The organism is Rhodoferax sp. U11-2br (genome assembly GCF_018619435.1).
Classification (GTDB): Bacteria; Pseudomonadota; Gammaproteobacteria; order Burkholderiales; family Burkholderiaceae_C; genus Rhodoferax.
The window spans coordinates 1-25,205 of the sequence record NZ_JAHFZF010000040.1 but is presented as its reverse complement, the minus strand read 5'-3'; the positions used below and the strand labels follow the sequence as shown (position 1 = coordinate 25,205).

The window sequence follows — 25,205 nt, the reverse complement described above, 5'->3', positions numbered from 1 at the left end:
GAGAACCCATGTCGACTTCCTACGCCCGCAAGGCATACAAAACCTTTCCCCTTTTGGCATTGGTCGCAGCCCTGGCCGCGTGCCAGCGCACCGAGACGCCAGCCCCGGCAGCGTCAGCGGCCGCATCGGCACCTGCGCCTGCAGCCGCAGATGCCCCCATCCAGGTGACCGTCACCGACAAGGGTTGCACACCTGAGAGCCTGACCGTGCCATCTGGCAAGCGCACCTTCAAGATCCTGAACCAAAGCCAGCAAGCGCTGGAGTGGGAAATCCTCAAAGGTGTGATGGTGGTCGAGGAGCGTGAAAACATCGCGCCTGGCTTCACCCAAAACCTCACCGCCACGCTGGAACAAGGTGAGTACGAGATCACCTGCGGCCTGCTGACCAACCCCAAAGGCAAGCTGACCGTCACCGCTGGCGACGCGGTCGACACCAGCGTTCCGTCGGTGGCAGAACTGGTCACACCCATGGAAGGCTACAAACAATACGTCAATGACGAGGTCGCCGGACTGGTTACCAGCACCGAGAAGTTTGTCGCAGCCATCAAGGCGGGCAAACTCAAGGAAGCGCAGGCGCTGTACCCCGTCACACGCCAACACTACGAACGTATTGAACCCATCGCCGAATTGTTCAGCGACCTCGACAAGTCCATCGACGCCCGCGCTGACGACTTTGAGAAGAAAGAAAACGACCCAACCTTCACCGGGTTCCACCGCCTGGAATACGCCCTCTTTGAGAAGAAGAGCGCCAAAGGCCTGGATACGTTTGCCGACCAGCTGCTCAAAGACATTCAAACGCTCAAGGAACGTGTCGGCGTGCTGGTGCTGGCCCCCAAAAAGCTGGTGGGCGGCGCGGCAGAACTGATTGAAGAAGTAGCCGCCACCAAGATCAGCGGCGAAGAAGACCGATACAGCCACACCGACCTGTGGGACTTCAACGCCAATGTGGAAGGCGCCAAGAAGATCGTTGACCTGCTGCGCCCGGTGCTCAGCAAACGCGATGCGCCTCTGCTGGCACGTGTGGATGACAACTTCAAAGAGGTTGACGCCCTGCTGGCCAAGTACAACACCGGCAAAGGCTTCAAAGACTATGGCCAACTGACCGAGGCCGACAAGACCGCCATGAAGGGCCCGATCACCACCTTGGCAGAAGACCTGTCCAAACTGCGTGGCACCCTGGGTCTGGACTGAGGAACTGCCGCAGCGTGAATCCCTCGACAAGCATTGATAACGCTGCCCACGTTGCGCCACCCGGCGCAACGCGCAGGCAATTTCTGTTAGGCCTGGGCGCTGGGGTGGCGGGCACGGCGGCACTGGGTGCTGCCGCCTGGAAGTACATCGACCCAGCGCAACAAACCCAGCCTTTTTACGGCCACCACCAGGCTGGCATCACCACCGAGCAGCCCGCCGCAGGCATGGTGGTGGCGTTTGACGTGCTGAGCAAAAACAAGGATGAACTCACCGCCTTGTTCAAGCGGCTCAGCGAACGCTTCGCCTTTCTCACCCAAGGTGGCCCGGCGCCAGAAGTTGATCAACGCCTGCCACCGCTAGACAGCGGCATCCTCGGCCCGCAGATCCAGCCCGACAACCTGACCGTCACCCTGTCGGTGGGTGCCAGCCTGTTTGACGAACGTTTTGGTCTGCGCAACAAAAAGCCGATCCATCTGGAGCGCATGACCGCGTTTTCCAACGACCAGCTCAACCCGGCAGAGTGCCACGGCGACCTGCTGCTGCAGTTTTGCGCCAACACCGCCGAGACCAACTTACACGCCCTGCGCGACATCGTCAAACACACGCCCAAACTGATGGCGCCACGCTGGAAGCTGGACGGCTTTTTGCCACCCAGCCAGGTGCCGAACCGCTTTGGTTTTCACACCGCGCGCAACCTGCTCGGCTTCAAAGACGGCAGCAGCAACCTCGACATCTACGACGAGCCGCTGATGAACGAGATGGTTTGGGTCAACCCACAGCACCAGGACGTGGACTGGGCCACCGACGGCAGCTACCAGGCGGTGCGCATCATCCGCAACCTGGTCGAGCGCTGGGACCGAACCCCGCTCAAAGAGCAGGAAGACATCATTGGCCGCAAAAAGGCCAGCGGCGCGCTGATTGGCCAACACCATGAGCACGAAGAAGCCGACTACGGCCAACACCCGGAAACCTCCCAGGTGCCGCTGGACGCCCACATCCGCCTGGCCAACCCGCGCACCATGGCCATGCAAAAACACCGCATCCTGCGCCGTGGCTTCAACTACGACCGGGGCCTGACCGCCTCTGGTCAGATGGACATGGGCTTGCTCTTCATCTGTTACCAGGCCAACCTGCAAGCCGGTTTCATCAACGTGCAAACCCGCCTCAATGGCGAACTGCTGGAGGAGTACATCAAACCCACCGGCGGCGGCTACTTCTTTGCGCTGCCCGGCGTGGCACCCGGCAGCTACCTGGGCGCCGGACTGCTGGCCTGAGTCATGAACACAGCACGCACCAGCTACGACGCCTTCTCACGCCTGACCCACTGGCTCACCGCCACGGTGATCTTGGTGGCGATGGTGGTGGGGGTTTTCTTCCCGCACATGCCGGACTCCGTCACCTTCCAGTTTTTCTCGACCTTCAACAAGTCGCTGGGCACACTGCTGCTGCCGATCATGGTCGCCCGCTACGTCTGGCGCCACTTTCGCCCGGCGCTGCCCTACCCGCCCAGCATGTCTTGGTGGAACCAGGGCGCGGCGCACCTGTTTCATGAGGTGTTTTACCTGGTGATCCTGACCTCGGTGGTCAGCGGCCTGGGCATGCTCAAGGCCGGTTTTTACCTGTGCTGGTTGATCTACATCCCGGCACCGGTGAAAGACCTGGACCTGAACTACCTGTTTGCCAGCATCCACAGCATCGCACTGAATGTGCTGGGGGTGATGCTGCTGATGCACATCTGCGCGGTGGTCTGGCACTACCGACGCGGGCGGCAAGCCATTCTTTACCGGATGCTGCCAAGAGCGGAAAGCACCAACCCGCAACAAGCCTGATCAGGGCGTGGTGCGGGTCGTCATGGCACAGGCGTCAGCTTGGCCACACTGAGCGCCAGCCATTTCACACCGTGGCGCGGGAAGTTGATCTGGGCGCGGGCGTCGTCACCCGTGCCTTCCAGCGCGGTGACCGTGCCTTCACCAAACTTGGTGTGGAACACTTTCTGTTTGACCTTCAGCCCGCCAGGTGTCTCTTTTTGCGCCGGTACCGGGGCAGCTGCTGCGGTGGTGTATTTGGAATAATCATTGCCAAATTGGCCTCTAGCCCTTTCAGCATAAGGGCTGCCAGCTCCTGAATATGAAGCACCCGAGCCAAACCCGCTGCTGCTGCCAGCAAAGCCGGATTGTTTGGGCGTGATCCACTTGAGGGCTTCTTCGGGCAGTTCCTCAAAAAACCGGCTCTTGAGGTTGTAACGCGTCTGGCCATGCAACATGCGGGTCTGGGAGTGGCTCAGGTACAGGCGTTTGCGTGCACGGGTGATGGCCACGTACATCAGGCGGCGTTCTTCCTCCAGGCCATCGCGGTCGTTCATCGAGTTTTCGTGCGGGAACAGGCCCTCTTCCATGCCGGTGATGAACACCGCGTCAAATTCGAGGCCTTTGCTGGCGTGCACCGTCATCAATTGAATAGCATCCTGCCCAGCCTGCGCCTGGTTGTCACCGGCCTCCAGCGCGGCATGGGTCAGGAAAGCCGCCAGTGGTGACAGGGTTTCGCCGGTCTCGGCATCTGGCGCTGGGATATCCAGCACCGGCTGGTTCAGGTCCAGGCCTTGTGACGCGGGGGACTGGGTCAGCGCCTGGCCGAGTTCATCCACTGGCAGCGCTACGGCGTCACGGCCAAAACCCTCGATGCTGACAAAACTCTCGGCGGCGTTGACCAGTTCGGCCAAATTCTCCAGCCGGTCAGCGCCTTCGCGGTCGGCCTTGTAGTGGGTCAGCAGGCCGCTGTGCTCCAGCGTGGCCACGATGGTGTCGCGCAGGCTTGTGCCTTGGGTCTGTTCCCGCAACACGTCAATGCCCGCCAGAAACGCACCGATGTTGGTGCCGGCCTTGCCACCCAAGCCGCTGACCGCGTCGCTCAGGGCGCAGCCGCTGGCGCGGGCCAGGTCTTGCAACTGCTCCAAGCTGCGGGCGCCAATACCTCGTGGCGGGAAGTTCACCGCACGCATGAAGCTGGTGTCGTCGCGCGGGTTTTCCAGCAGACGCAGGTAGGCCAGCGCGTTCTTGATTTCGGCGCGTTCAAAAAAGCGCAGGCCGCCATAGACCTTGTAGGGCATGCTGGCGTTGAACAGCGCGGTTTCAATCACCCGGCTCTGGGCATTGCTGCGGTACAGCACCGCAATTTCTTTGCGCTCATGGTCCTCGCGCACCAGCTGTTTCATTTCGTCGACCATCCACTGCGCCTCGGCAAAGTCGCTGGTGGCTTCAAACACCCGCACCGGTTCACCTGGGCCTTGCGCTGTGCGCAGGTTTTTGCCCAGGCGTTTGCTGTTGTGGCTTATCAGGGCGTTGGCGCTGTCCAGGATGTTGCTGCCACTGCGGTAGTTTTCCTCAAGCTTGATTTGATGGCGCACCCCAAATTCGCGCACAAAGTCGGCCATGTTGCCCACACGTGCGCCGCGAAAAGCGTAGATGCTCTGGTCATCATCACCCACGGCCAGCACACAGCCGGTGGGCTGGAAGGCGCCGTCGACACTGCTGTGGGCGCCGGTGCCCGCCAGCATCTTGACCCAGGCGTATTGCAGCTTGTTGGTGTCCTGAAACTCGTCGATCAGGATGTGGCGAAAACGCCGCTGGTAGTGCTCTCGAATCGGATCGTTGTCGCGCAACAGCTCATAAGAGCGCAGCATCAGCTCGCCAAAATCGACCACGCCTTCGCGCTGGCACTGCTCTTCGTAGAGCTGGTAGATCTCGATCTTTTTGCGGGTTTCGTCGTCACGCGCCACCACTGCGTTGGGGCGCAGGCCGTCTTCCTTACAGCCGCCAATGAACCACTGCATCTGTTTGGCCGGGAAACGTTCGTCGTCGATGTTGAACTGTTTGTAGAGCCGCTTGATGCTCGACAACTGGTCTTGTGTGTCCAGAATCTGAAAGGCCTGCGGCAGGTTGGCCAGTTTGTAGTGCGCGCGCAAAAAGCGGTTGCACAGGCCGTGGAAGGTGCCAATCCACATGCCGCGCACATTGATCGGCAGCATCGCGCCCAAGCGCGTCATCATTTCCTTGGCGGCCTTGTTGGTGAAGGTCACCGCCAAAATGCCGCCGGGCGAAACCTGACCGGTCTGCAACAACCAGGCAATGCGGGTGGTCAGCACCCGCGTTTTGCCGGAACCAGCCCCGGCCAGGATCAGCGCGTGCTCGGCCGGCAGGGTGACGGCGGCCAGCTGTTCCGGGTTCAGGTTGTGCAACAGGGACGAGGTGGAAACGGGCTCAGAAGGTGGGGAAGAAAACATGGCTTGATTGTAGGAAGCGCGGCTGTCACCGTTTTTTCATATGGCCCAGCGATAGTTGCGGGCTGTCGTTGTGTCAGCCAGAACATTCATAAAAATCTCCATGCCTGTATCAGAACCCCATATCACCGTGCAAGGGCTGCGTGTGGCCTACGGCGCCAACGAGGTGCTCAAAGGCATTGACCTGTCGATCCAGAGAGGCAGTTTTGTGGCGCTGCTGGGGCCGTCAGGTTGTGGCAAAACCACCCTGCTGCGCACGCTGTCGGGTTTTACACCGTCCTGTGCCGGCAGCATCAGTGTCAACGGCCGCGATATCGCCCACGAGCCGCCCGAGCGGCGCGACATGGCGATGGTGTTCCAGTCGTACGCGCTGTGGTCCCACATGAACGTGGCGCAGAACATGGGTTATGGCCTGAAGTTGCGCAAGATGCCGCGTGCCGACATCGCGCGCCGCATTGGCAGCCTGCTCGACATGCTGGGCCTGCAAGGGTATGCCGATCGGCCGGTGACCGAACTCTCCGGCGGCCAGCGCCAGCGCGTGGCCCTGGGTCGCGCCCTCGCAGTGGAGCCACAGATCTTGCTGCTGGACGAACCGCTGTCCAACCTGGACGCACGCATTCGGCTGCAGATGCGCCACGAAATTCGCGCTATCCAGCGCAAGTTGGGGGTGACTGCCGTTCTGGTGACCCACGACCGCGAAGAAGCCATGGTGATGGCCGACCAAGTGGTAATCCTGGACCAGGGCCAGATTGCCCAGATTGGCACACCCGAAGAAGTCTTCCAGCACCCCAAGACGCCTTACGTGGCCTCGTTCATGGGGGCAGAAAACATCATCCACTGTGAGGCCGAGGTCTCGCACGCGGGGGTGCATCTGAGTGTGCCCGGCCTGCCCGGCGCCAGCATCCGCTGCCAGGCAGCGCTGCCGACCAGCGGCCCGGCGCAGGTGCACTTTCGCAGTGAGGCCGCCCGCCTGCAGATGCCAGGTGAGCCTGCGCAGGACAGCCTGCAACTGCCCGGGCGGGTGACCCAGGTGAGTTACCTGGGTGGCGGCTACCGCTGCGAGATCCAGACCCATTGCGGCCCGTTTTTCATCGACCACCACCAGAGTGTGGCCCACAACCAAACGGTGGCGGTGCATGTGCCCGCCGACGCCTTGCATGTGTACCCGCGCGAAGTCTCCCGCCAGACGCTGGCACAACACTGAACCCCTCTTCTTTTTTGCAACTCATCAGGACTTTTATGAAGCCATTCAAACGCGCCCTTTCTTTGTCCATCACCCTCGCCCTGGGCTCGCTGAGCCTCTCAGCACAGGCCCAGGTCACCCTCAACGTGATCAGTGGCGGTTCACAAAACATGGTGGACTACGTCACCGATTACCTTGGCCCGCTGTTTGAAAAACAAAACCCTGGGGTCAAAGTCAGCGTGGTGGGTACAGGCCCGGATGACGCTGGCTCACAAAAAATGATGGAAAAACTGCAGGCACAAAAGGCCGCCGGTCTGGCCACCTGGGACACCGACGTGATCGTGCCCAACCAGCAAAAAACCGGTGAAATGGTGCAAGGCGGCCTGCTGCTCAAATACCGCGACAGCATCAGCACCGGCAAATACGCGGTGAGCCAAAGCGCCAAACAGGCCCTCGGTGTGAATGTGGACGGTTATGTGATGCCGATGTTTGAGAGCCAGACCGCCCTGGCCTACAACCCCGACCTGATCAAGAACCCGCCCGCTTCTTACGACGAGCTGCGGTCTTTTGTGGCCAAAAGCCCCAAGAGTTTTGGTTACAACGGCCTCAAGGGCGGCATGTCGGGTGTGGCCTTTGTGGTGGGCTGGATGTATGCCTACGGCGGCAACCCCGATGTGGTGCAACAAGGCCCCTACGACGCCAAGGCTCAGGCTGGCTGGAAAAAGGCCTTTACCGACCTGAAAGCTTTTAACCAGCAGGTGGTGTTCACCCCCGGCAACGCTGGCACGCTGGACATGCTCAACCGCGGCGAAATCGCCATGGGCCCGGTCTGGGTCGACATGTTCCACACCTGGCAGGCCGAAGGCCGTCTGGCGCCGAACCTGAAGCTCAAATTACTCTCGCCCGGCATGCCTGGCCAGCCCTACTACTACGCCATTCCGGCCAAGGCCAAGAATGTGGAGCTGGCGAAGAAGTTCATCGCCCTGGCCACCAGCCCCGCCGTGCAGGCTGAGGGTATTGTCAAACGCTTCAACTGGTACCCGGGCATCGACGCCAACGTGGTCAAGTCCTCGCTGGATGCCAAAACCTGGAACCAGCTGTTTGTTGACGTGACCCCGACCGACCTGGCCAAGTTCAGCAAACCGTTCCCGCTGGCGCCGTTCTTCAAGGACATGCGTGAACAGTACGAAGCCCAGGTGCAAAACTGAGGTGATGCGACTGATGCAGCGCCCCACCTCTTCTTTGGCCATGCTGGCCCTGTTGGCACCGGCCGTGTTGATGGTGGGCCTGCTGTTTGTTTACCCGCTCGGCATGTCGCTGACCTATGCCTTCCACAACGAACTCACCGGCGGCTGGGACCTGGGCAACTTCAGCAAGGCTTTTGCCCTGTATGGCGGTGACATCGCCCTGACGGCTGGTGTCACGCTGTTGTCCACCGCGCTGGTGGGCATCTTGTCGATTGCCATTGCCGGTTACCTGACGCTCGGTGAAAACCCGCGTGCGGTGGCGGTCTTGGGCTGGATCTACCGCTGGCCGCTGTTTATCCCGTTTGTGGTGGCGGCGCAATTGATGCGCACCTTTCTGGCCAAAAACGGCATGCTCAACAACAGCCTGATGTCGCTCGGCCTGGTGGACCCTCTCAACGCGGTGAGCTTGCTGGACTGGCGCGGTGTGGTGATCACCTTTGTCTGGAAACAGCTGCCGTTTGCCACGCTGCTGATCTGCGGCGCGATGGCGGCGATGGACCGCTCGATGATTGAGTCTGCCCGTGGTCTGGGCGCCGGACGGCTGCGGGCGCTGTTGGAGATTGTGCTGCCGCAGGTGCAGGCCACGGTCTGGGTGGCGTTGATCCTGTCGTTTGTCACGATGCTGTCAGCACTGTCGGTGCCGATGATGGTGATTGCCGGTTCACCCACCCTATTGACGGTGGACATGGCCTGGCGCGTCAACTCTTATGGTGACTACGGCGTGGCCAACGCGCTGGGCTTTGTTTCTTTTGCTTTGAGCGGTGTCGCTGCCTGGTTTTACCTGCGCCAAGGTCTGCGCGACGGCAGGCCTCCCAAATGACTTTGACCCACTTCCGTTTTCCTGCCTTTCTGGGCACTGTGTTGCGCGGCCTGTTGATCGGCCTGCTGGCTGTCGCCATTTTTGGGCCGCTGCTCAACATGCTGATCTGGACCGTGACCGAGGCCTGGTACTACCCTGCCAAGTTACCGGTGCGCTGGGGCTTTGCCTTTTGGGACAAGGTGTTCCGGCCAGAGGCGGGGGCCATGCGCGCCCTGTCCACCAGCCTGATCATCGCGCTGCTGACGGTGGTGCTCAGCCTGGCTGTGGCCATTCCAGCGGGCTACGCGCTGTCCAAACGCCACTTGCCACTGCGCAGCCTGTTTCTGCTGTTTTTCCTGTTGCCGCAGGCCTTCCCAACGGTGGCGGTGCATCTGAACATTGCCCGCATGTTTTACGGGCTCGGGCTCACCGGCACCATCTGGGGCGTGATGCTGGTGCACGCGATCCAGGGGCTGGTGTTGGCGATCTGGATTGCGTCCGCCGCCTTTGCCGCGATTGGCCAGGAGCAGGTGGAAGCAGCGCGCAACCTGGGGGCCTCACCGCTGCGCGCCTTTTTGACGGTGTCGCTGCCATTGGCGGCACCGGGGCTGATGGCCAGTGCGATATTTGTGTTCCTGATTTCACTCGACGAGTTTTCCGGCACCTTTTTTGTGGGTGTGCCCAACATCCAGACGCTACCGTTGACCATGCTCAACGCGGCGATGGAAGGCAATTACCAGATCGCCTCGATCACCGCCTTGTTGCTACTGATTCCGTCCACCCTGTTCATGTTGTTTGTGGAGCGTTTCCTCAAGGCCGATGTGCTGGCCAGCGTGGGTAAATAGGTGTTGCCATGACCAATGAGTACTCCATCTGGCTGTTGCCAAGCACTGCCGACACCGCGCGGCTCAACAACAGCATCGCGCTGTTGTCCAGCCACCTGGGCGGCCCGGTGTTTGCACCCCATGTCACGATCCAGGGTGACATCAGCACCGAGTTGGCGCCCCTGAGCCACCTGCTGGAGCGGCTGGCGGCATGCCAGGCGCCGCTGCGCTGGCGTGTGGACGGTGTGGAGAGCAGCGAACATTTTTTCCGCTGCCTCTACCTGCGCCTGGCACTGAGCCCGGCTTTTGGCCTGATGCAGCAGGCCACACAAGCCATCACCCGCACCGCAACGGGGTTGTCACCTTTTCCGCATCTGAGCCTGGCGTATGGTGAGCCACACCCACACATTGCGGGCCTGCTGGGGCCACTGGCCGAACAGTTTGAGGGGCAAGAGCTGGTGTTTGACCAGTTGGCGGTATGCCGTTCGTCCAAAAACGTGCCGATCAACCAGTGGTGTATTCTTGAGAGCCACTCTTTGAGCCCAGCATGACCACCCCTTTGATGCAAGCCGTGAAAGAGCTGGCCCTGTCCGCCGGCCCTCTGATACGTGACGCTTTTCTGGCGCCAGACCGCCCCGCCTACAGCCTCAAGGGCCAGCAGGATTACCTGACCGAGACCGATCTGGCGGTTGAGCAGTTTGTGCGTGAGCAGATCACCCAGCGCTTTCCGCAGGACAGTGTGCTCGGTGAAGAAGGCGGTGGCCAAATCAATGCCGAGCGCCTGTGGATCGTTGACCCAATTGACGGCACCGCCAACTTTGCCCGCAACATCGCGCACTTTTGTATTTCCCTGGGCGTGATGGTGCAAGGCCAGTTAGAGGCGGGCGCCATTTACGACCCGATGCGCGACGAACTGTTTCTGGCCGGACGTGGCCAGGGCGCCTGGCTCAATGGCCAACGCCTGCAGGTGAGCACCATCCACACGCTGACAACAGCCAGCGTTGAAATCGGCTGGTCCAGCCGCAAACCGGTGGACAGTTACCTCAACTTGGTGAGCCGAACCATGCACACCGGCTGCGCGGTGCGCCGGGCGGGCTCGGGTGCGCTGGGTTTGGCCTATGTCAGTGCGGGCCGCATCGAGTGTTATGCCGAACAACACATCAATGCCTGGGACGTGGCCGCAGGCCTGCTGCTGGTGACCGAGGCCGGTGGCCGCATCAACCCGTTCTGGGACAACGATGGCCTGCGCCACGGCAACGCGGTGCTGGCCAGCAATGCGCTGCTGGCAAACAGCTTCAGCGCCCTCACCCAGATTTCGCTGGCCTGAGCCCCCACAAAACCCGTCAACCCCGCACAGCTTTGCCGCCCCATGTACAAAGGGGCATGACCCAACCCTTGCTGCGCTATCCGGCCATCATCTGGCCTCTGTTGTTGCTGACTACCTCCTTCGCGCATGGCCAGTCGGCCTGCAGCAGCGACGACCAGCCCGCACCCACCACCTTGTTCGAGCGTTTTATCAACGCCGACTGCGAAGCCTGCTGGCGCGACCCCAACACTGCAGCAACCCCACCCAAGGCCCTGGTGCTGGACTGGATCGTGCCTGGCAGCCAGGGTGAAGACGCCGCGCTGGCAGCAGCGGCCAGCAGCGATGCCCTGGCACGGCTGGCTTCACAACAACAGCCCCGCCCGACCACCCAGAGCCAACACACCCAGGCTGTTGCCAGCTGGCCGGGGATCACGCTGCGTGTGGCGCATGGGCCAGCGGTCAACAACTATGTGGGTATGTCGGTGTCGCTGACGCTGCCTGCCAACTCAGCGCTGGCCTGGCCCCTGTCGGGTTGGGTGCTGCTGGTGGAAAACCTGCCCACCGGCACCGAGGGTTCACCACTGCCAAGGAATCTGGTCAGAAATGTACTCCAGCCCTTATGGGACAAGGGCCAAGCACTATCAAATCAGGAAAACATCAGCCTGGAAGACTTCCGCGCCATGAGCCTGCCCGAGGGCACAAAGACGAACCGGTTGCAACTGCTGGGCTGGGTGCAGGACGCCCAGGGCCAGGTGCTGGCGGCGGCCAGTTCGCTGTGCCCAAAAGAAGAGACAAACGAGCCAGGCGGCCAAACACGGTAGAATCAGACACCGGGCCCAAGCAATTGCAGCCCGGTTTTTTGTGCCCGCTCGGCCCTCGCGCCGCTGCCAGCACCAACCGGTCGCAATCCAAGCGCTCTTGTTTTCAACCTTTAGAGAAAGACGCTTGACCATGGAAATTTTCGACTACGACAACATCTTGCTGCTGCCCCGCAAATGCCGGGTGGAGAGCCGCTCAGAGTGCGACGCTGGGGTGGACTTTGGACCACGGCGCTTTCGCATCCCGGTGGTGCCGGCCAACATGAAAACCGTGGTGAGTGAGCCAATTTGTATCTGGCTGGCACAAAACGGCTACTTCTATGTGATGCACCGCTTTGACCTGGACAACGTCGCTTTTGTCAAGGACATGAAGGCGCGTGGCCTGTACGCATCGATCTCGCTCGGCGTCAAGAAACCCGACTACGACACCGTGGACCAACTCGTAGCCCAGGGCCTGACGCCCGAATACATCACCATCGACATTGCCCATGGCCATGCCGACAGCGTGAAAAACATGATTGCTTACCTGCGCGAGAAGATCCCGAGCACCTTCATCATTGCCGGCAATGTGGCCACCCCCGAGGCGGTGATTGACCTGGAAAACTGGGGCGCCGACGCCACCAAGGTCGGCATTGGCCCGGGCAAGGTCTGCATCACCAAACTCAAGACCGGTTTTGGCACTGGCGGCTGGCAACTGAGCGCTCTCAAGTGGTGTGCCCGCGTGGCCACCAAACCCATCATTGCCGACGGCGGCATCCGCGACCATGGCGACATTGCCAAGAGTGTGCGTTTTGGCGCCACCATGGTGATGATTGGCTCGCTGTTTGCCGGTCACGAGGAAAGCCCGGGGCAGACGGTGGAAGTGGACGGCAGGCTCTACAAAGAGTATTACGGCTCGGCCAGCGACTTCAACAAGGGTGAGTACAAACACGTGGAAGGCAAACGCATCCTGGAGCCGATCAAAGGCAAACTGGCCAACACCCTGATCGAGATGGAGCAGGACGTGCAAAGCTCGATCAGCTACGCCGGTGGTAAGAAGCTGATGGACATCCGCAAGGTGAACTACGTGACGCTGGGCGGAGATAACGCTGGCGAACATCTGTTGATGTAACCAGACCAGCTCTGCCCACAAGGCAGAAAAAAACGCGAAATTTGCCTATATAATTTAGGGCTTCGACGGCGGTGTTAACCGCCAACCGAACGGGAATTTAGCTCAGCTGGTAGAGCAGCGGACTCTTAATCCGTAGGTCGAGAGTTCGAATCTCTCAGTTCCCACCAAGACACATCAGAAAAGCCCACTATCTAAACGGTAGTGGGCTTTTTCTTTGGGTGTTGCGCTAAGGCGACCTGCTGAACGCACTGCCAGCAGATTCAGAACGCCACAAGGTATTCAGTACCCCTTTTGCCGGCGGTAATTGCTCAGTACCTGGTCTGCCACCCAGGTGGAACGAACAGCGCTGTCCACACTGCCGGGACACGGTGCCACACCATTGAAATCGTCCACCATGCTCTGGATGAAGGGTTGTTGTACATGCGGTGGATTGGGTATCTCCAACAGCTGCTCACCGTCACCATTGACCAGCTTGAGGGGTTTGTCAGAAAAGAATTCAAAGCTGATGGTCCCCTTGGAGCCGATGATCTGGATGGCATCCTCATTGGCAGCACCAACGTAACACCATGAGCCCACGCCCTGCACACCGCTGGCATGTCGCCAGGTGGCGGTGACGGTGTCCTCCACCGCATACAAACCTGCCTGGTTGCTGGCGATGCCTTGCACTTCCTCGATCGCGCCAAACAGGAAATCGAACAGGTCCAGTTCGTGGATACCCATGTCAAGAAACTTGCCGCCACCCGCCACATCGGGTCGCAGACGCCAGGGCAGCGTGGCCGGTGACAGGTCTTCCGTCGCGGGCGGCTGATGTTGCACAACGCGCACCAAGCGCACGGCACCGATGGCACCGCTGTCGATCCAGGCCTTGACCTGGAGAAAACGCGGCATGGCACGACGGTAAAACGCGACGAACAAACGGACGCCATGCTGCTGGCAGGCCTCCACAATGTCGCGGCACTCTTCAAAACGCAGGGCCATCGGTTTCTCGACGTACACATGTTTGCCCGCCTTGGCAACCAGCAAGGACAGCGCTTTGTGTGATGACGGCGGGGTGGCGATGTAGACCGCGTCGATCTCAGGATCGGCCACCAGCTCTTCACTGCTGGCGTAGACCTTGGGGACACCATGGCGCTCGGCGAAGGACTGCGCATGTTTGAGCTGTCTGCTGGTCACGGCCACCAGCGCACTGTTGTCAGACTTGTAGAACCCTGGCCCACTTTTCACCTCGGCCACGGACCCACAACCAATCATTCCCCATCGGATCGTTTTCATGGTGAGCCTCAAGCCAGCAGGGAGGCGCGCACTTTGATCACCACCTTGCGGATGGCCTGCGGCTGATCAACAACACAGCCCGGGCGGTGTACATCGGTCGGAAAAAACACAGCAAAACTGCCGGGGGTCATGGTCAAGGTGGATTCGTTGTCCACGTCGGTGTAGAGCAGCAGATCACGCTCGGCCAGCTGGTCGCTGAACACGAGGTTGTGGCCGGTGTCTGCGGCAACACCAATCTTTTCAGCGCCTTGAACCAGAAACTGCACGTCAATGAACTGACGATGAACCTCTGGCCGCGCATCGGCCAGGGGACGGGTCAACATGTCAATCACCTGGACACGGATGTCATTGCCCTGCAACTCGTAGTTGCCAGCTGGCAACGCCGCAAAATCCGTGGTCTTGAGGTGTTCAACCGCCGTTTTGAGCGGTGTTGGCAGCCAGGCAAAGCTGGACGCCAGGTCTTTGACGTGTCCGTAAATCATTTTTTTCCTACTGGGTGGGATGCTAAGTTGAATTGCCCCGGATGTCTTGGTCACTGTGGTGTTGACGTGAAAGCGGGGCTTGTTTTTTTGGGCGAGTGGCCAACGGGCGTTGACCTTGGCCCGTGGAATATACCCAATGCTTGACGACCTTTTGCCCGATTACTTTGCCGCCAAGGCGCTGTTAGCAGGAGGGTGCTTGCCGCCCAGTCGCCTTGTGGTCTGGAACACCCGTGCCATCAAGCCTTGGCAACAGGTCAAAGCCAATGTTGTGCCGCCTGCACATACAGCGGTATACCCACCAAAATGTTGAACGGAAAAGTCAGCCCCAAGGACATGCCGAAGTAGAGCGAGGGGTTGGCCTCCGGGATCGCATGGCGAATGACCGCTGGCACTGCGATGTAAGACGCACTGGCCGCCAACACCATCAACAAGGCGGTGTTGCCAACCGACATGCCCAACACCCACGCCATCCCCAGCGCCAGACTGGCATGGACAAGCGGCCCGACAAAGGCATAAACCAGCAGGCCAAGGGACTGGCCTTTGAGCTTGCCCATGTTGCGGGCCGCCAGCAAACCCATGTCCAGCAGGAAGAAGGCCAGCATGCCTTTGAACAAGTCCACAGAGAACGGCTTCATGGCGGCTTGGCCAGCCTCACCAGTCAGAATGCCAATCAGCATCGCACCCAGCAGCAGCAGCTGTGCCCCATCGGTCAGGGCCTCGTGCAAGATGCGCCGCAAGGGTGTGTTGCCGCCTGCAGCGGCACCAATCCCCTGGGCTTTTGCCTTTTGACGCGCATGGTTGGCCAACACCACAGCCAGCACAATCGCGGGCGACTCCATCAACGCCATGGCGGCTGCCATGTGCCCCCCAAAGCTGATGCCTTGGGTATCGAGGTACTGCACCGTCGTGATGAAGGTGACCGCACTCACTGAGCCGTAGGTGGCGGCAATGGCCGCCGCATCAAACCCATTGAGGAATCGGCGCAAGCTCAGGTAACCCAGCAGGGGCACCAAGATGGCCATGGCCAAGGCCGCGCCCAGGCTGACCAGCACATCAGCCGTCAGCCCCGAGTGGGCCAGGGCAAAACCACCCTTGAGGCCCAAAGCCATCAGCAGGTACAGGGACAAAAACCGCGATATCTGCGGCGGGATTTCCAAGTTGGACTTCAGCGAGCCGGCCAAGATGCCAAACACAAAGAACAAAATGGCAGGATCGAAGAAGCTCTGCATCGGTGTTCTTAAGGCTTCAGTCAAAAATCTCGTTCAACCACGACTTTTTGCGCTCTTTGCGGTAACGCTGGCCGTTGCGGTAGTCTGAGTCTTCAAAGTCAGGCTGGTGCTGGCGACCTGCTGCGGGTGCAGACACTGCGGCCACGGGTGCGGCAACAGCGGCGGCCCGATCCAGCAGTTTGTCGAGCTCCCCCCGGTCAAGCCAGATGCCGCGGCAACTGGGACAGTAGTCAATTTCGACCCCTTGTCGATCGGTCATCACCAGGGTGGTGTCTGGGCAACTGGGACATTTCATAGCGTTCTTTCCTTGTGGTGTGTTGATGCAGGCAGCTGCCTTGTGAGCGTGTTTTGCCCTGAGGGGCAGACAAGTTCAGCGTTCGAGTGCAAGTTTTGCGGTGCGGCCACGCACGGGCTTTTGCGCGCGCTGCAGCTTGCGCGCCACCACCCGGGTGGCACGGATGAGAGAGCGGTCCAGCGCGGTGCGCCAGTCCCGCGCCAGTGAGGCGATGACCACGGTGCTGGCATGGGCGGTGGTGAGTTCGACCTGGCAACGTTTGTCGACACCACCACGCGGGCCATTCACGTCAGAGAACTGCAGCTTGACCTGTGGCACCGACGCCGCTAGCCGCCGCAGGGCAAAACGCACACGCGCCATGGACAGATCGCGCATCTGAGCGCCATTGGCAACACGGGATTCAAAAAAAATCTGCACGCTGTTTCTCCAGTTGGTGAAAGAGGTCTGGACGATAGCCTCCAGATCAATTCTTAAAAAGCAGATAATTTCTTAACGACAGTCACAGAAAAACTGAGCATGAGCACCTCTTTCAATTACAAACATCTGTACTACTTCTGGGTGGTCGCCAAAGAAGGCGGTATCTCACGGGCCGCTGACAAGCTGGACATGGCGATACAGACGGTGAGTGCACAGGTGCGCGAGTTGGAGCGGTCCCTGGGTTTTGCGCTGCTCAAACCGGCCGGGCGCGGACTGGTGCTGACCGAGGCCGGTCAGGCCGCTTTGCAACAGGCCGACCTGATATTTCAGCTGGGTGAGGACCTGCCATCCAAGGTGCGTGACGCGGTGAGCTCACCCACCGTGCGCCTGGCTGTGGGTGTGTGCGATGGTCTGCCCAAACTGGTGGTGCACCTGCTGCTGCAACCGGTGATGGCCGAAGCCAATTTGCGTCTGCTGTGCCAAGAGGGCAAGCTCGATGACCTGCTGGGCGATCTGGCGCTGCACCGACTCGACGTGGTGTTGTCTGACCGACCCGCCCCCAACAACCCCAACATCAAGCTGTACAGCCACAGCATGGGCTCATCCACCATCGCCTGGTACGGCACCTCAAAATGGGTGGAGGCCACCCGCTACAACTTTCCACAAAGCCTGGCCGATGTGCCCCTGCTGCTGCCCACCACACACACGGCTGTGCGCGACCGCCTGGACCTGTGGTTTGAGCAACGTGCCATTCGCCCCCGTATCGTGGGCGAATTTGCCGATGGCGCCTTGCTGAAAACATTTGGCGCCAGCGGCATGGGTGTGTTTCCAGCGGCGGCTTGGGTGCACGACGATTTGCTGGCCCGCTACGCCGTGCAACGCCTGGGTTCGTGTGAGGGGGTGACCGAGCACTTTTTTGCGATTGGCACAGAAAAGAAAGTGCAGCACCCGCTGGTGCAAAGGCTGCTGCAACCCGTGCTGTAACGGGCTGCGTGGGCTGCAGCGTGTTGTGGACTCAGGCTTTGGGCTGGGTCGGCGCACTGCGCACACTCAGCAGCATGGTCAGCGCCAAGATGCCTACCACCACCCCCAAAGACACACCCACCGGGATTTTGTAGATGTCAATCAAACACATCTTGGTGCCAATGAACACCAGAATCACCGCCAAGCCGTAGTTGAGCAAATGGAACTTGTTGGCCACAGCCGCCAACAGGAAGTACATGGCACGCAAACCCAGGATGGCAAACACATTGCTGGTCAGCACAATAAACGGGTCACTGGTGATGGCAAAAATCGCCGGAATCGAGTCCACCGCAAAAATCACATCAGTGAGCGCAATCAGGCAGATCACCATGAACAAAGGGGTGGCGATCTTTTTGCCGTTTTCTACCGTCCAGAACTTTTCCCCATCATAGGTACTGCTCACTGGCAACAGCTTGCGCAGCAGTTTCAGGGCCGGGTTGTCATTGAGGTCCGGCTCCTTGCCAGCCGCCCACCACATCTTCACGCCGGTCAGGATCAGAAACGCGCCAAACACATACAAGATCCAGTGAAACTCAGCCAGCAACCAACCCCCCACCAGGATCATGACTGTGCGCAACACAATCGCGCCGATGATGCCAATCATCAGCACCCGTTTTTGAAATGCTGTGGGAACGGCAAAGTAGGTGAAGATCATCAGGAACACAAAAATGTTGTCCACCGCCAGCGACTTTTCAATCAGGTAACCGGTCAAGAACTCCAGCGACTTGGTGTTGGCCAATTCGGTGGACCCGGTGCTGTCTTTGACCGCCCACCAAAACAGGCCATTGAACACAAAGCTCAAAGCCACCCAGACCAGCGACCAATGCAGAGCCTCTTTGACACCAATATCGTGCGAGCCTTGCTTCTTGAGCACCACAAAGTCAATGAACAACGACACCAGCACAATGGCGCCGAAGGTGACCCATAGCCAGAGCGGAGCAATGGTTTGCATACATACCTTCCAAGTTGGTGATTGGCCACCCTGTCAAGGGGCTTTGCGGATGCTGCCGACCCAATCGGCAACACAGCAGTGGCCAAAGTCTAGTCGTTTATCACCATGTTTGTTCTGAATAAACCGACATAACAGTTCGTAAAAACAGGAGTGTTTCAGCGAATTTGCCTGCTTCTCCAAAAGCCCTTGAGACGGCAACATCACCCCGTTCAAACACTGCCCTATCGGACTACCCATGCCTTATGCAATATCCTGGTTCCTCGTTCTGATGCTCCTGGCCATCTGGTCCATGACGGCTTGGGCGCTGCATGCTGTGGCGGCATGGTCAACGGCGGGCATCGGTCAACTGGCGGACCAGGCCCAGGCTTGGGAACAGGTGGTGCTGCCGAACTGGGTGGTGCTGTGGTTGCCGCCGGAGTGGATGGACGCGATCAAGGCCAGCACAGCGGTCGTGCTGCCATGGTTTCAGTCTGTCCTGTCGGACCTGCCGGTTGTGGCGCACAGGTTCGGCCCGCTGGCTTGGTGCTTGTGGGGCGTCGGTACAGTCGTTCTGCTTGCGGGTGGCGGCGCGCTGCATGCCTTGATCGCGTCGATGCGCAGGGCAACACACCGATGAAACCCGCAAAACCCGCTTGGCCCGATCAGTTTCGCCAGTGGTTGCCCAAGCGAGACACTCTGGCAGCCCACCCCTGGCTCAAACCCTTGGCCAGGCACATGCTTGACCCCCAGTTGTGGCGACTCCAGCACGAAGCGGTAGCGCGTGGGGTCGCGGTGGGAACGTTTTGGGCCTTTACCATCCCGTTTGCCCAAACCTTGGTGGCCATTGCCCATTGCACCTGGTGGCGCGCCAATATCCCGGCGGCAGCGGCCATGACCATGGTCACCAATCCGCTCACCATCGGATTCTGGCTGTGGCTGGCCTACCAGCTGGGTGAAAACATCTTGGGTGCACCCATCAAGTTGGCAGCTGATGGTGACGCAACCTCCTGGATCGCAGCGTTTGGCTGGCCCACCCTGCTGGGCATGGGCCTGTTCGCCGTGGGTGGTGCGGCCTTGGGTTACGGCGCGGTCAAGCTGATCTGGCGGCTGCGCGTCGGGCTCAAGCTGCGGGCGCGCAAAGCCAGGGTTTGAGCAACCCACGGTCGCGTCAGCCACCGACCTTCCCTTCATAGCAAAAATGACCTCAAGCCCTTATTGAATAAGGGCTATTCGCTATTTTTTGAATAGCTATCTATCCAAAGAGGCAGCCTTTTTGAGCTGAAAACTGGCAGCATGCGTGGGCGTAAAATTCGCGCTCGCTTAGAAACGTCACACACCTGCATGCATATCCGTCGCGACGTTCTCGCACTGGCTACTCCGGTCTTTTTTGAGCAGTTTTTTGTCACACTGCTTGGCACGGTCAACACCATCATGGCTGCCCGCATCGGACGCGATGCGGTCTCTGCCATTGGCATGGTGGATGCCATCAACCTGATTGTGTCCTCCTTGTTCTCTGCGCTGGCGATCGGGTCAACGGTGGTGGTGGCCCAATGCATCGGGCGGCGTGAACGCAGCCGTGCCGGTGCTGCAGCCAGTCAATCGCTGGTGATCTGTGGCTTGCTTGCCCTGCTGCTGGGCGGCCTGTGTGCGGTGTTTCGGGAACCAATGTTGTTCTGGTTGTATGGGGCACCCACGGCCACCGTACAAAACTACATGGAGCAGTACCTGCTGATCACCGCCTTGAGTTACCCACTCACCGCGCTGATGCTGGTCACCAGCGGTGCACTGCGCGGTGCCGGCGAGACCCGATTGGCCATGCAGGCCAACGTGCTCATGAACGTGCTCAACGTGATCCTGAGTTACGTGCTGATCTACGGCATGCATTTGCGCACCGAATGGTTCACCATCGATGTCTCCAGCTACGGCGTGACCGGTGCTGCGGTTGCCATCAGTCTGGCGCGACTGGGCGGCACGGTGTACCTGTTGGCCATGCTGCGTCGTTATCAGCACCTGCTGCCACTGCAGCTGCGCAGCTTCCGCTTTGACGGCAAGCTGCTGCGCGCCCTGTTTGCCATCGGCATTCCCGCCAGTGTGGAGTCGCTGGTGTTCAACGGCGGCAAGCTGCTGGTGCAGGTGATCGTGGTGGGCATGGGCACCGTGGCGATTGCCGCCAATTTCATCGCCTTCTCGGTCGCCCTGCTGCTCAACATTCCAGGCAATGCCCTGGCCGTTGCGCTGACCACACTGGTGGGTCAGGCCGTCGGGCGCGGTGATGAGGCGGATGCCGAACGGGACATGTGGTACGTGCTGAAACTCGCGGGCATCGCCATGCTCGGCATCGGCATTGTCTGTGCACCACTGGCGCAGTGGATCGTCGGACTGTACTCACGCGATGCGGAGGTGATTTCGCTTGGTGCCACGCTGGTGCAACTGAACTGCCTGTTCCTGATCGCTTACCCAACGACCTTTGTGTTGCCCAACGGTCTCAAAGGCGCGGGTGACGCACGTTACGCCATGTTCACCACGCTGATCGGTTTGTGCCTGTTTCGGCTCTGTCTGGGTTATGCCTTCGGTGTGCTTCTGGGCTGGGGTGTGGTGGGTGTCTGGCTGGGGATGTTCACCGATTGGCTGGTGCGCAGCGGCTTGTATCTGGCGCGGCTCGCAGGGGGACGCTGGAAAGGCCGCCGACTGCTGAACTAGCGGCTTGACTTGCCTCACCTGCCCCCGGATCGGCGCATCAAACTCCCTTGACCATTGTCAATACGGCGGGCAGAACAGCGCCTAAACTTGCTCTGGTCAGCGTTGAAATTCAAACTACATGGGCGGCCTATGTCATTGGAATGGAAAGATGGCTACAAAATCGGCCATGACGAAATAGATGCACAGCATCAACAACTGTTCAAACTGGTCAACACGGTGTTGGCGGCCAAGGACAAAACGACGCTGACAGCCTGTGCCATGGCCCTGTTCAAATACACCCGTGAGCACTTTGCCCACGAGGAGGCGCTGATGCAGCGCCTGGACTACCCGGCGATGGCGGCACACAAAGCCCAACACGAGAGTCTGATCTCCCGCCTGAACGAGGTGTCTGCCCGCATCGCCAATGGCACGCTGGATCACCAGGTGCTGGAAGTGTTCTTGACCGACTGGCTGCTCAACCACATCGCCAACTCGGACATCAAGCTCGCCACTTACATTCAGGCAACCGTCGAATAAACGCCGGTCAACGGGTCACAGGGGGCGGCCCAAACGTTTTTCGACCTCGCGTTTTTCCCAATCCGGCCCCAGCACCCAGGCGGGCCGGAACACCCGAAAGGCATGCGACAGCAACGCCAGGCCCCAGCCCAGCATCACCCAGTAGAACCACAGGGTGTGTGGTGAAAAAATCAGGTTGATGGCCAACAGGCCAAGGTTCACCACAACATACTTCATCAGGTGCAGGTAGAAACCACGCAGTTTGCGGACCTGGTCAAAAGCAGCTTTTTCTTGTTGTTCGGTGATCGTGAGAGCGGGGTTGTTCATGTTTGGCTCCGGGTTCAGGGTTGAGAAGTCGACCTCGAAAACCGCAGCCAATGATTTGAGGGATTCGGTGCTGGCAGGCTCACCCGCCTCGATGCGTTGCACGGTGCGCACACTCAGGCCACTGGCATCAGCGAGCTGTTGTTGTGACCAACCGTGTTTCAAGCGAAGTTTTTGAACTGACATGTCCGGATTCCTCTGTGCTGCGGAGACCTCAGTGTCCAGCCGAGGCCTGCCAAAAACAACGACAGCATAACGACAGAGACACGCCAAACAGCCGACAACGGGCCGCCAGACCGACTTTTCGACCCATTTCGGCTGGATTTCTGCCATTTTTGTCTGCCCACGCAGCTATTCAACACTGCAAGGACGGGCAACGCACACCTGTGGTGGCCAGGCTCATGCGGGCGCACATGTTGCCCAGCCCACCAGTTACGCATCTGCCACACCAGAATTCCGGCACAAAAAAAGCCCGCAGCGGGTGAGGCTGCGGGCTTTTTGGGTTCCGGTCAGCTTGGCTGATCAGCGGTCGTTCTTGGAGAAACGCTTTTGCGCATCACGTGGCACAAACACCTTGCCACCACCTGCCGGTTTGGCAAAGGCTGGCTTGCCAAAGGCTGGTTTGCCAAACGCGGGCTTGCGGTCGCCAAAGTCAGCGCGCGGCGCGAAGTCACCACGTGGTGCGGGTGCGCCGGCGCGGCTACCGGCAAAGCGGTCGTTGAAGCCGCCTTTGCGTTCGTAGCTGAAACCTTCACGCGGCGCAGCTGCCGGGCGTTCGTCACGCTGGGCAAAACCACCGGCTCTATTGTTTTGATAGCTATCTGCACCCACTACACGAGGGCCAGAGGCATTTCTGTCATTAAAACCGCCACGGTTGTCGTTGAAACCACCGCGGTCGCCGCCGAAGCCGCCACGGTTGCCACCAAAACCACCACCGGCCGGACGGCCACCGCCGCCAAACTTGCGGTCATTACCGCCACGGTTGTCACGGCCACCAAAGCTGGGGCGCGAGTCAGGCATGCGCTGCTGCGGCTCCAGGCCCGGCACCACTTCGGCCTTGATCGGCTGACGGCTGTAGGCTTCGATGTCAAAAATCTTGCGACGGTCGCGGAACTCGGCAAAGGTAATGGCCAGACCATCACGGCCAGCACGGCCGGTACGACCAATGCGGTGGGTGTAATCCTCGGCCTTCATCGGCAGACCAAAGTTAAACACGTGGGTGATGGTGGGCACGTCAATACCGCGCGCTGCCACATCGGTAGCCACCAGGATCTGGACATGACCCTGGCGCAGCGCCATCAGACGGCGGTTGCGCAGCCCCTGACTCAGGGCGCCGTGCAAAGCCACGGCGTCAAAGCCGTCTTGCTGCAGGTCGTTGGCCAGGCCGTCACACTCGATCTGGGTGCTGGCAAACACAATGGCCTGGTTGATGGTGGTGTCGCGCAGCCAGTGGTCCAGCAGCTTGCGTTTGTGTTGGGCGTTGTCAGCCCAGAACAGCACCTGCTTGATGTTGGCGTGCTTTTCTTGCGGGCTGTCGATGGTGACGCGTTGGGGCTCGCGCATGACGCGGGCGGCCAGTTGCTGGATGCGCGGCGCAAAGGTGGCGCTGAACATCATGGTCTGTTTGCGGCCAATGGTGAGCTGGTTGATCTCGGCCAGGTCGTCCGAGAAACCCAGGTCGAGCATGCGGTCGGCCTCGTCCACCACCAAGAACTGCACTTGGTCGAGCTTGATCTGCATCGAGCGTTGCAAGTCCAACAAACGGCCCGGGGTGGCCACCACCAGGTTGGCGTTCTGCAACTTGGCAATCTGCAATTGGTAAGGCATGCCACCCACGATGTTGGCGACGCGCAGGCCACGGCAATGTTGCACCAGGTCGATCGCGTCGTGGGCCACTTGCTGGGCCAGTTCGCGGGTCGGGCAAACAATCAGCGCACCCGGGGTCGGGGCGGTGAAGTGGCGCGGGTTGGTCGGATCTTTGCGCTTGGCGCGCTTCGGGGGAGCTTCACCCTTGGCGGCGGCTTCGGCCACGGCGCGTTGGTAGTCTTCGCGCTCTTTGGCTTCGGCCTCGGCCATCTGGGTCAGCAAGGTGTGCAACACCGGCAGCAAGAAGGCGGCGGTTTTGCCGCTACCGGTCTGGCTGGAGACCATCAGGTCGATAAAACGGGAGTCTTTGGCACCTTCGCTGTGGCCTTGCATGGCCAGCGGAATGGTTTTTTGCTGCACAGTGGTGGGCTGGGTAAAGCCCAGGTCTTTCACCGCCAGGATCAGCTCGGGCGCCAGGCCCAGCGTGACAAAGCCGTTGGGCACTTCAGGTTCTTCAACCAGCGTTTCTTGCGCGTCGACGGCTTCAGGGCTGTCGTTGGCAATCAGGTGCAGGTCGGTGGACAAATTTTCGGCAGACGACAAGTCGCCTGTCGCTAAGGTAGCGTCAGTCATGGATTTCTTTCATGCGCGAGCACCGCAGGGTGTGCGGCAGCTCCGTTTATGGTTAAAAAACATCAACCATCAAACGGAACCAGCTCTGACCCAAATGTTTGGGTACGTTCAGCGCCGGGGGCCCTAATTCACGCCGCCTGCAAGCAGGTCGGCATGGGGCCCGGTGAATGTTGGGAGATGTACAAATTGCGCTGCCAGTTGCAGCGCAGCCCGTGATTATGGCACAGCTTCGGGTTTTTACCTAGTCAACCCTCAAACAGGGGTTTTCAGGAAGTGCTCGCGGTAGTGTTCCAGCTCGTCAATCGACTCATGCACATCAGCCAATGCGGTGTGGCGCTGCTTCTTTTTGAAGCTTTTGTAGACCTCGGGCGCCCAGCGTTTGGACAACTCCTTGAGGGTGCTGACATCGAGGTTGCGGTAGTGGAAAAAAGCTTCGAGCTTGGGCATGTACTTGGCCAGGAACCGCCGGTCCTGCCCGATGCTGTTGCCACACATGGGTGACGTGGCTTTGGGCACATAGTGGCTCAAAAAGGCGATGATTTGCGCCTGGGCTTCTTCTTCGGTCAGGGTCGAGGCCCGCACCTTGTCGATCAGGCCGCTTTTGCCATGGGTGCTTTTGTTCCATTTGTCCATGCCGTCCAGCAGCGCGTCGCTTTGATGCACCACCAGCACCGGGCCTTCGGTGCGGTTTTCCAGCTTGGGGCCGGTGACGATGACGGCAATCTCAATGATGCGATCAGTTTCGGGGTCAAGCCCGGTCATCTCGCAGTCGAGCCAGACCAGGTTCTGGTCCGATTTTGGCAGGGGGGTGGCTGACTCGGCAACCGGCGACGGGGTGGGGACG

The 25,205-nt window shown here is 60.0% G+C and carries 26 protein-coding genes and 1 tRNA gene; 17 read left to right on the top strand and 10 right to left on the bottom strand.

The genetic code is table 11. The annotated features are described in order from the left end of the window. Positions 1–8: 8 nt before the first annotated feature. The 3 genes from efeO to KKO72_RS18885 are packed head-to-tail and all read left to right on the top strand — an operon-like array spanning position 9 to position 3,019. Positions 9–1,190 (top strand): iron uptake system protein EfeO, encoded by a 1,182-nt coding sequence (efeO, locus tag KKO72_RS18895; RefSeq protein ID WP_214942741.1) that lies wholly within the window; start codon positions 9–11, stop codon positions 1,188–1,190. Positions 1,191–1,204: 14 nt separating this feature from the next. Next, positions 1,205–2,464: an iron uptake transporter deferrochelatase/peroxidase subunit gene (efeB, locus tag KKO72_RS18890; protein ID WP_371736908.1), complete on the top strand. Its 1,260-nt coding sequence runs from the start codon at positions 1,205–1,207 to the stop codon at positions 2,462–2,464. 3 nt (positions 2,465–2,467) lie between these two features. Further along, positions 2,468–3,019 (top strand): cytochrome b, encoded by a 552-nt coding sequence (locus tag KKO72_RS18885; RefSeq protein WP_214942738.1) that lies wholly within the window; start codon positions 2,468–2,470, stop codon positions 3,017–3,019. Between the two features lie 20 nt (positions 3,020–3,039). On the opposite strand, the gene KKO72_RS18880 is transcribed toward KKO72_RS18885, so the two are convergent. After that, a complete protein-coding gene (locus tag KKO72_RS18880; RefSeq protein ID WP_214942736.1) occupies positions 3,040–5,469 on the bottom strand; it encodes a UvrD-helicase domain-containing protein in 2,430 nt (809 codons plus the stop codon). Positions 5,470–5,569: 100 nt separating this feature from the next. Between KKO72_RS18880 and KKO72_RS18875 the strand changes: the two genes are divergently transcribed. The 9 genes from KKO72_RS18875 (at position 5,570) to KKO72_RS18835 (ending at position 12,921) form a co-directional block, all read left to right on the top strand. Further along, on the top strand, positions 5,570–6,670 hold the full coding sequence (locus KKO72_RS18875) for an ABC transporter ATP-binding protein (protein WP_214942733.1): 1,101 nt from the start codon (positions 5,570–5,572) through the stop codon (positions 6,668–6,670). Between the two features lie 35 nt (positions 6,671–6,705). Beyond that, complete coding sequence (locus KKO72_RS18870) at positions 6,706–7,857, top strand: extracellular solute-binding protein (protein ID WP_214942730.1); 1,152 nt, start codon at positions 6,706–6,708, stop codon at positions 7,855–7,857. A 13-nt stretch (positions 7,858–7,870) separates the two neighbouring features. Then, entirely contained in the window at positions 7,871–8,716 is an 846-nt protein-coding gene (locus KKO72_RS18865; protein ID WP_214942727.1) for an ABC transporter permease, read from the top strand. Next, a complete protein-coding gene (locus tag KKO72_RS18860; RefSeq protein ID WP_214942724.1) occupies positions 8,713–9,540 on the top strand; it encodes an ABC transporter permease in 828 nt (275 codons plus the stop codon). Before KKO72_RS18865 ends, KKO72_RS18860 begins: the two co-directional genes overlap by 4 nt. Before the next feature lie 8 nt (positions 9,541–9,548). Then, complete coding sequence (locus KKO72_RS18855) at positions 9,549–10,070, top strand: 2'-5' RNA ligase family protein (RefSeq protein WP_214942720.1); 522 nt, start codon at positions 9,549–9,551, stop codon at positions 10,068–10,070. Then, on the top strand, positions 10,067–10,846 hold the full coding sequence (locus tag KKO72_RS18850; RefSeq protein WP_251140781.1) for an inositol monophosphatase family protein: 780 nt from the start codon (positions 10,067–10,069) through the stop codon (positions 10,844–10,846). Before KKO72_RS18855 ends, KKO72_RS18850 begins: the two co-directional genes overlap by 4 nt. Before the next feature lie 56 nt (positions 10,847–10,902). After that, entirely contained in the window at positions 10,903–11,646 is a 744-nt protein-coding gene (locus KKO72_RS18845; protein ID WP_251140780.1) for a hypothetical protein, read from the top strand. Positions 11,647–11,776: 130 nt separating this feature from the next. Next, entirely contained in the window at positions 11,777–12,754 is a 978-nt protein-coding gene (locus tag KKO72_RS18840; RefSeq protein ID WP_078364002.1) for a GMP reductase, read from the top strand. Positions 12,755–12,845: 91 nt separating this feature from the next. Next, a tRNA-Lys gene (locus tag KKO72_RS18835) sits at positions 12,846–12,921 on the top strand. Between the two features lie 112 nt (positions 12,922–13,033). Here the strand turns inward: KKO72_RS18835 and KKO72_RS18830 are convergent. The 5 genes from KKO72_RS18830 to KKO72_RS18810 form a co-directional block, all read right to left on the bottom strand. Continuing rightward, a complete protein-coding gene (locus tag KKO72_RS18830) occupies positions 13,034–14,026 on the bottom strand; it encodes a Gfo/Idh/MocA family protein (protein WP_214942717.1) in 993 nt (330 codons plus the stop codon). Positions 14,027–14,034: 8 nt separating this feature from the next. After that, positions 14,035–14,508: a YhcH/YjgK/YiaL family protein gene (locus KKO72_RS18825; protein WP_214942714.1), complete on the bottom strand. Its 474-nt coding sequence runs from the start codon at positions 14,506–14,508 to the stop codon at positions 14,035–14,037. A 254-nt stretch (positions 14,509–14,762) separates the two neighbouring features. Next, the gene (locus KKO72_RS18820) at positions 14,763–15,737 is read right to left on the bottom strand and encodes a sodium-dependent bicarbonate transport family permease (RefSeq protein ID WP_214942711.1); all 975 of its coding nucleotides are present in this window, start codon (positions 15,735–15,737) and stop codon (positions 14,763–14,765) included. A 16-nt stretch (positions 15,738–15,753) separates the two neighbouring features. Then, positions 15,754–16,032, bottom strand: a complete 279-nt coding sequence (locus tag KKO72_RS18815; protein ID WP_214942708.1) for a zf-TFIIB domain-containing protein — start codon at positions 16,030–16,032, stop codon at positions 15,754–15,756. 75 nt (positions 16,033–16,107) lie between these two features. Then, positions 16,108–16,449: an HPF/RaiA family ribosome-associated protein gene (locus KKO72_RS18810; protein ID WP_214942705.1), complete on the bottom strand. Its 342-nt coding sequence runs from the start codon at positions 16,447–16,449 to the stop codon at positions 16,108–16,110. 99 nt (positions 16,450–16,548) lie between these two features. Between KKO72_RS18810 and KKO72_RS18805 the strand changes: the two genes are divergently transcribed. After that, positions 16,549–17,433, top strand: a complete 885-nt coding sequence (locus tag KKO72_RS18805) for a LysR family transcriptional regulator (RefSeq protein ID WP_214942702.1) — start codon at positions 16,549–16,551, stop codon at positions 17,431–17,433. 31 nt (positions 17,434–17,464) lie between these two features. On the opposite strand, the gene KKO72_RS18800 is transcribed toward KKO72_RS18805, so the two are convergent. Next, a complete protein-coding gene (locus KKO72_RS18800; RefSeq protein ID WP_214942699.1) occupies positions 17,465–18,424 on the bottom strand; it encodes a TerC family protein in 960 nt (319 codons plus the stop codon). Positions 18,425–18,659: 235 nt separating this feature from the next. Between KKO72_RS18800 and KKO72_RS18795 the strand changes: the two genes are divergently transcribed. The 4 genes from KKO72_RS18795 to KKO72_RS18780 all read left to right on the top strand — a co-directional run bounded on the left by KKO72_RS18795 (position 18,660) and on the right by KKO72_RS18780 (position 21,619). Further along, complete coding sequence (locus KKO72_RS18795; protein WP_214942696.1) at positions 18,660–19,040, top strand: hypothetical protein; 381 nt, start codon at positions 18,660–18,662, stop codon at positions 19,038–19,040. Continuing rightward, positions 19,037–19,555, top strand: coding sequence for a DUF2062 domain-containing protein (locus tag KKO72_RS18790; RefSeq protein ID WP_214942693.1), 519 nt, complete (start codon positions 19,037–19,039; stop codon positions 19,553–19,555). The genes KKO72_RS18795 and KKO72_RS18790 overlap by 4 nt, the downstream gene beginning before the upstream one ends. A 189-nt stretch (positions 19,556–19,744) precedes the next feature. After that, positions 19,745–21,103, top strand: coding sequence for an MATE family efflux transporter (locus KKO72_RS18785; RefSeq protein WP_214942690.1), 1,359 nt, complete (start codon positions 19,745–19,747; stop codon positions 21,101–21,103). A 129-nt stretch (positions 21,104–21,232) separates the two neighbouring features. Next, entirely contained in the window at positions 21,233–21,619 is a 387-nt protein-coding gene (locus tag KKO72_RS18780; RefSeq protein WP_214942687.1) for a bacteriohemerythrin, read from the top strand. Positions 21,620–21,634: 15 nt separating this feature from the next. On the opposite strand, the gene KKO72_RS18775 is transcribed toward KKO72_RS18780, so the two are convergent. From KKO72_RS18775 to orn, 3 genes are all read right to left on the bottom strand, one after another. After that, the gene (locus KKO72_RS18775) at positions 21,635–22,108 is read right to left on the bottom strand and encodes a helix-turn-helix domain-containing protein (RefSeq protein WP_214942684.1); all 474 of its coding nucleotides are present in this window, start codon (positions 22,106–22,108) and stop codon (positions 21,635–21,637) included. 336 nt (positions 22,109–22,444) lie between these two features. After that, positions 22,445–24,361 carry a DEAD/DEAH box helicase gene (locus KKO72_RS18770; protein WP_214942681.1) on the bottom strand — a complete coding sequence of 639 codons (1,917 nt, stop codon included), beginning with the start codon at positions 24,359–24,361 and terminating at the stop codon, positions 22,445–22,447. A gap of 252 nt (positions 24,362–24,613) precedes the next feature. Beyond that, a complete protein-coding gene (gene orn, locus KKO72_RS18765; RefSeq protein ID WP_214942768.1) occupies positions 24,614–25,165 on the bottom strand; it encodes an oligoribonuclease in 552 nt (183 codons plus the stop codon). Between the last annotated feature and the right edge of the window lie 40 nt (positions 25,166–25,205).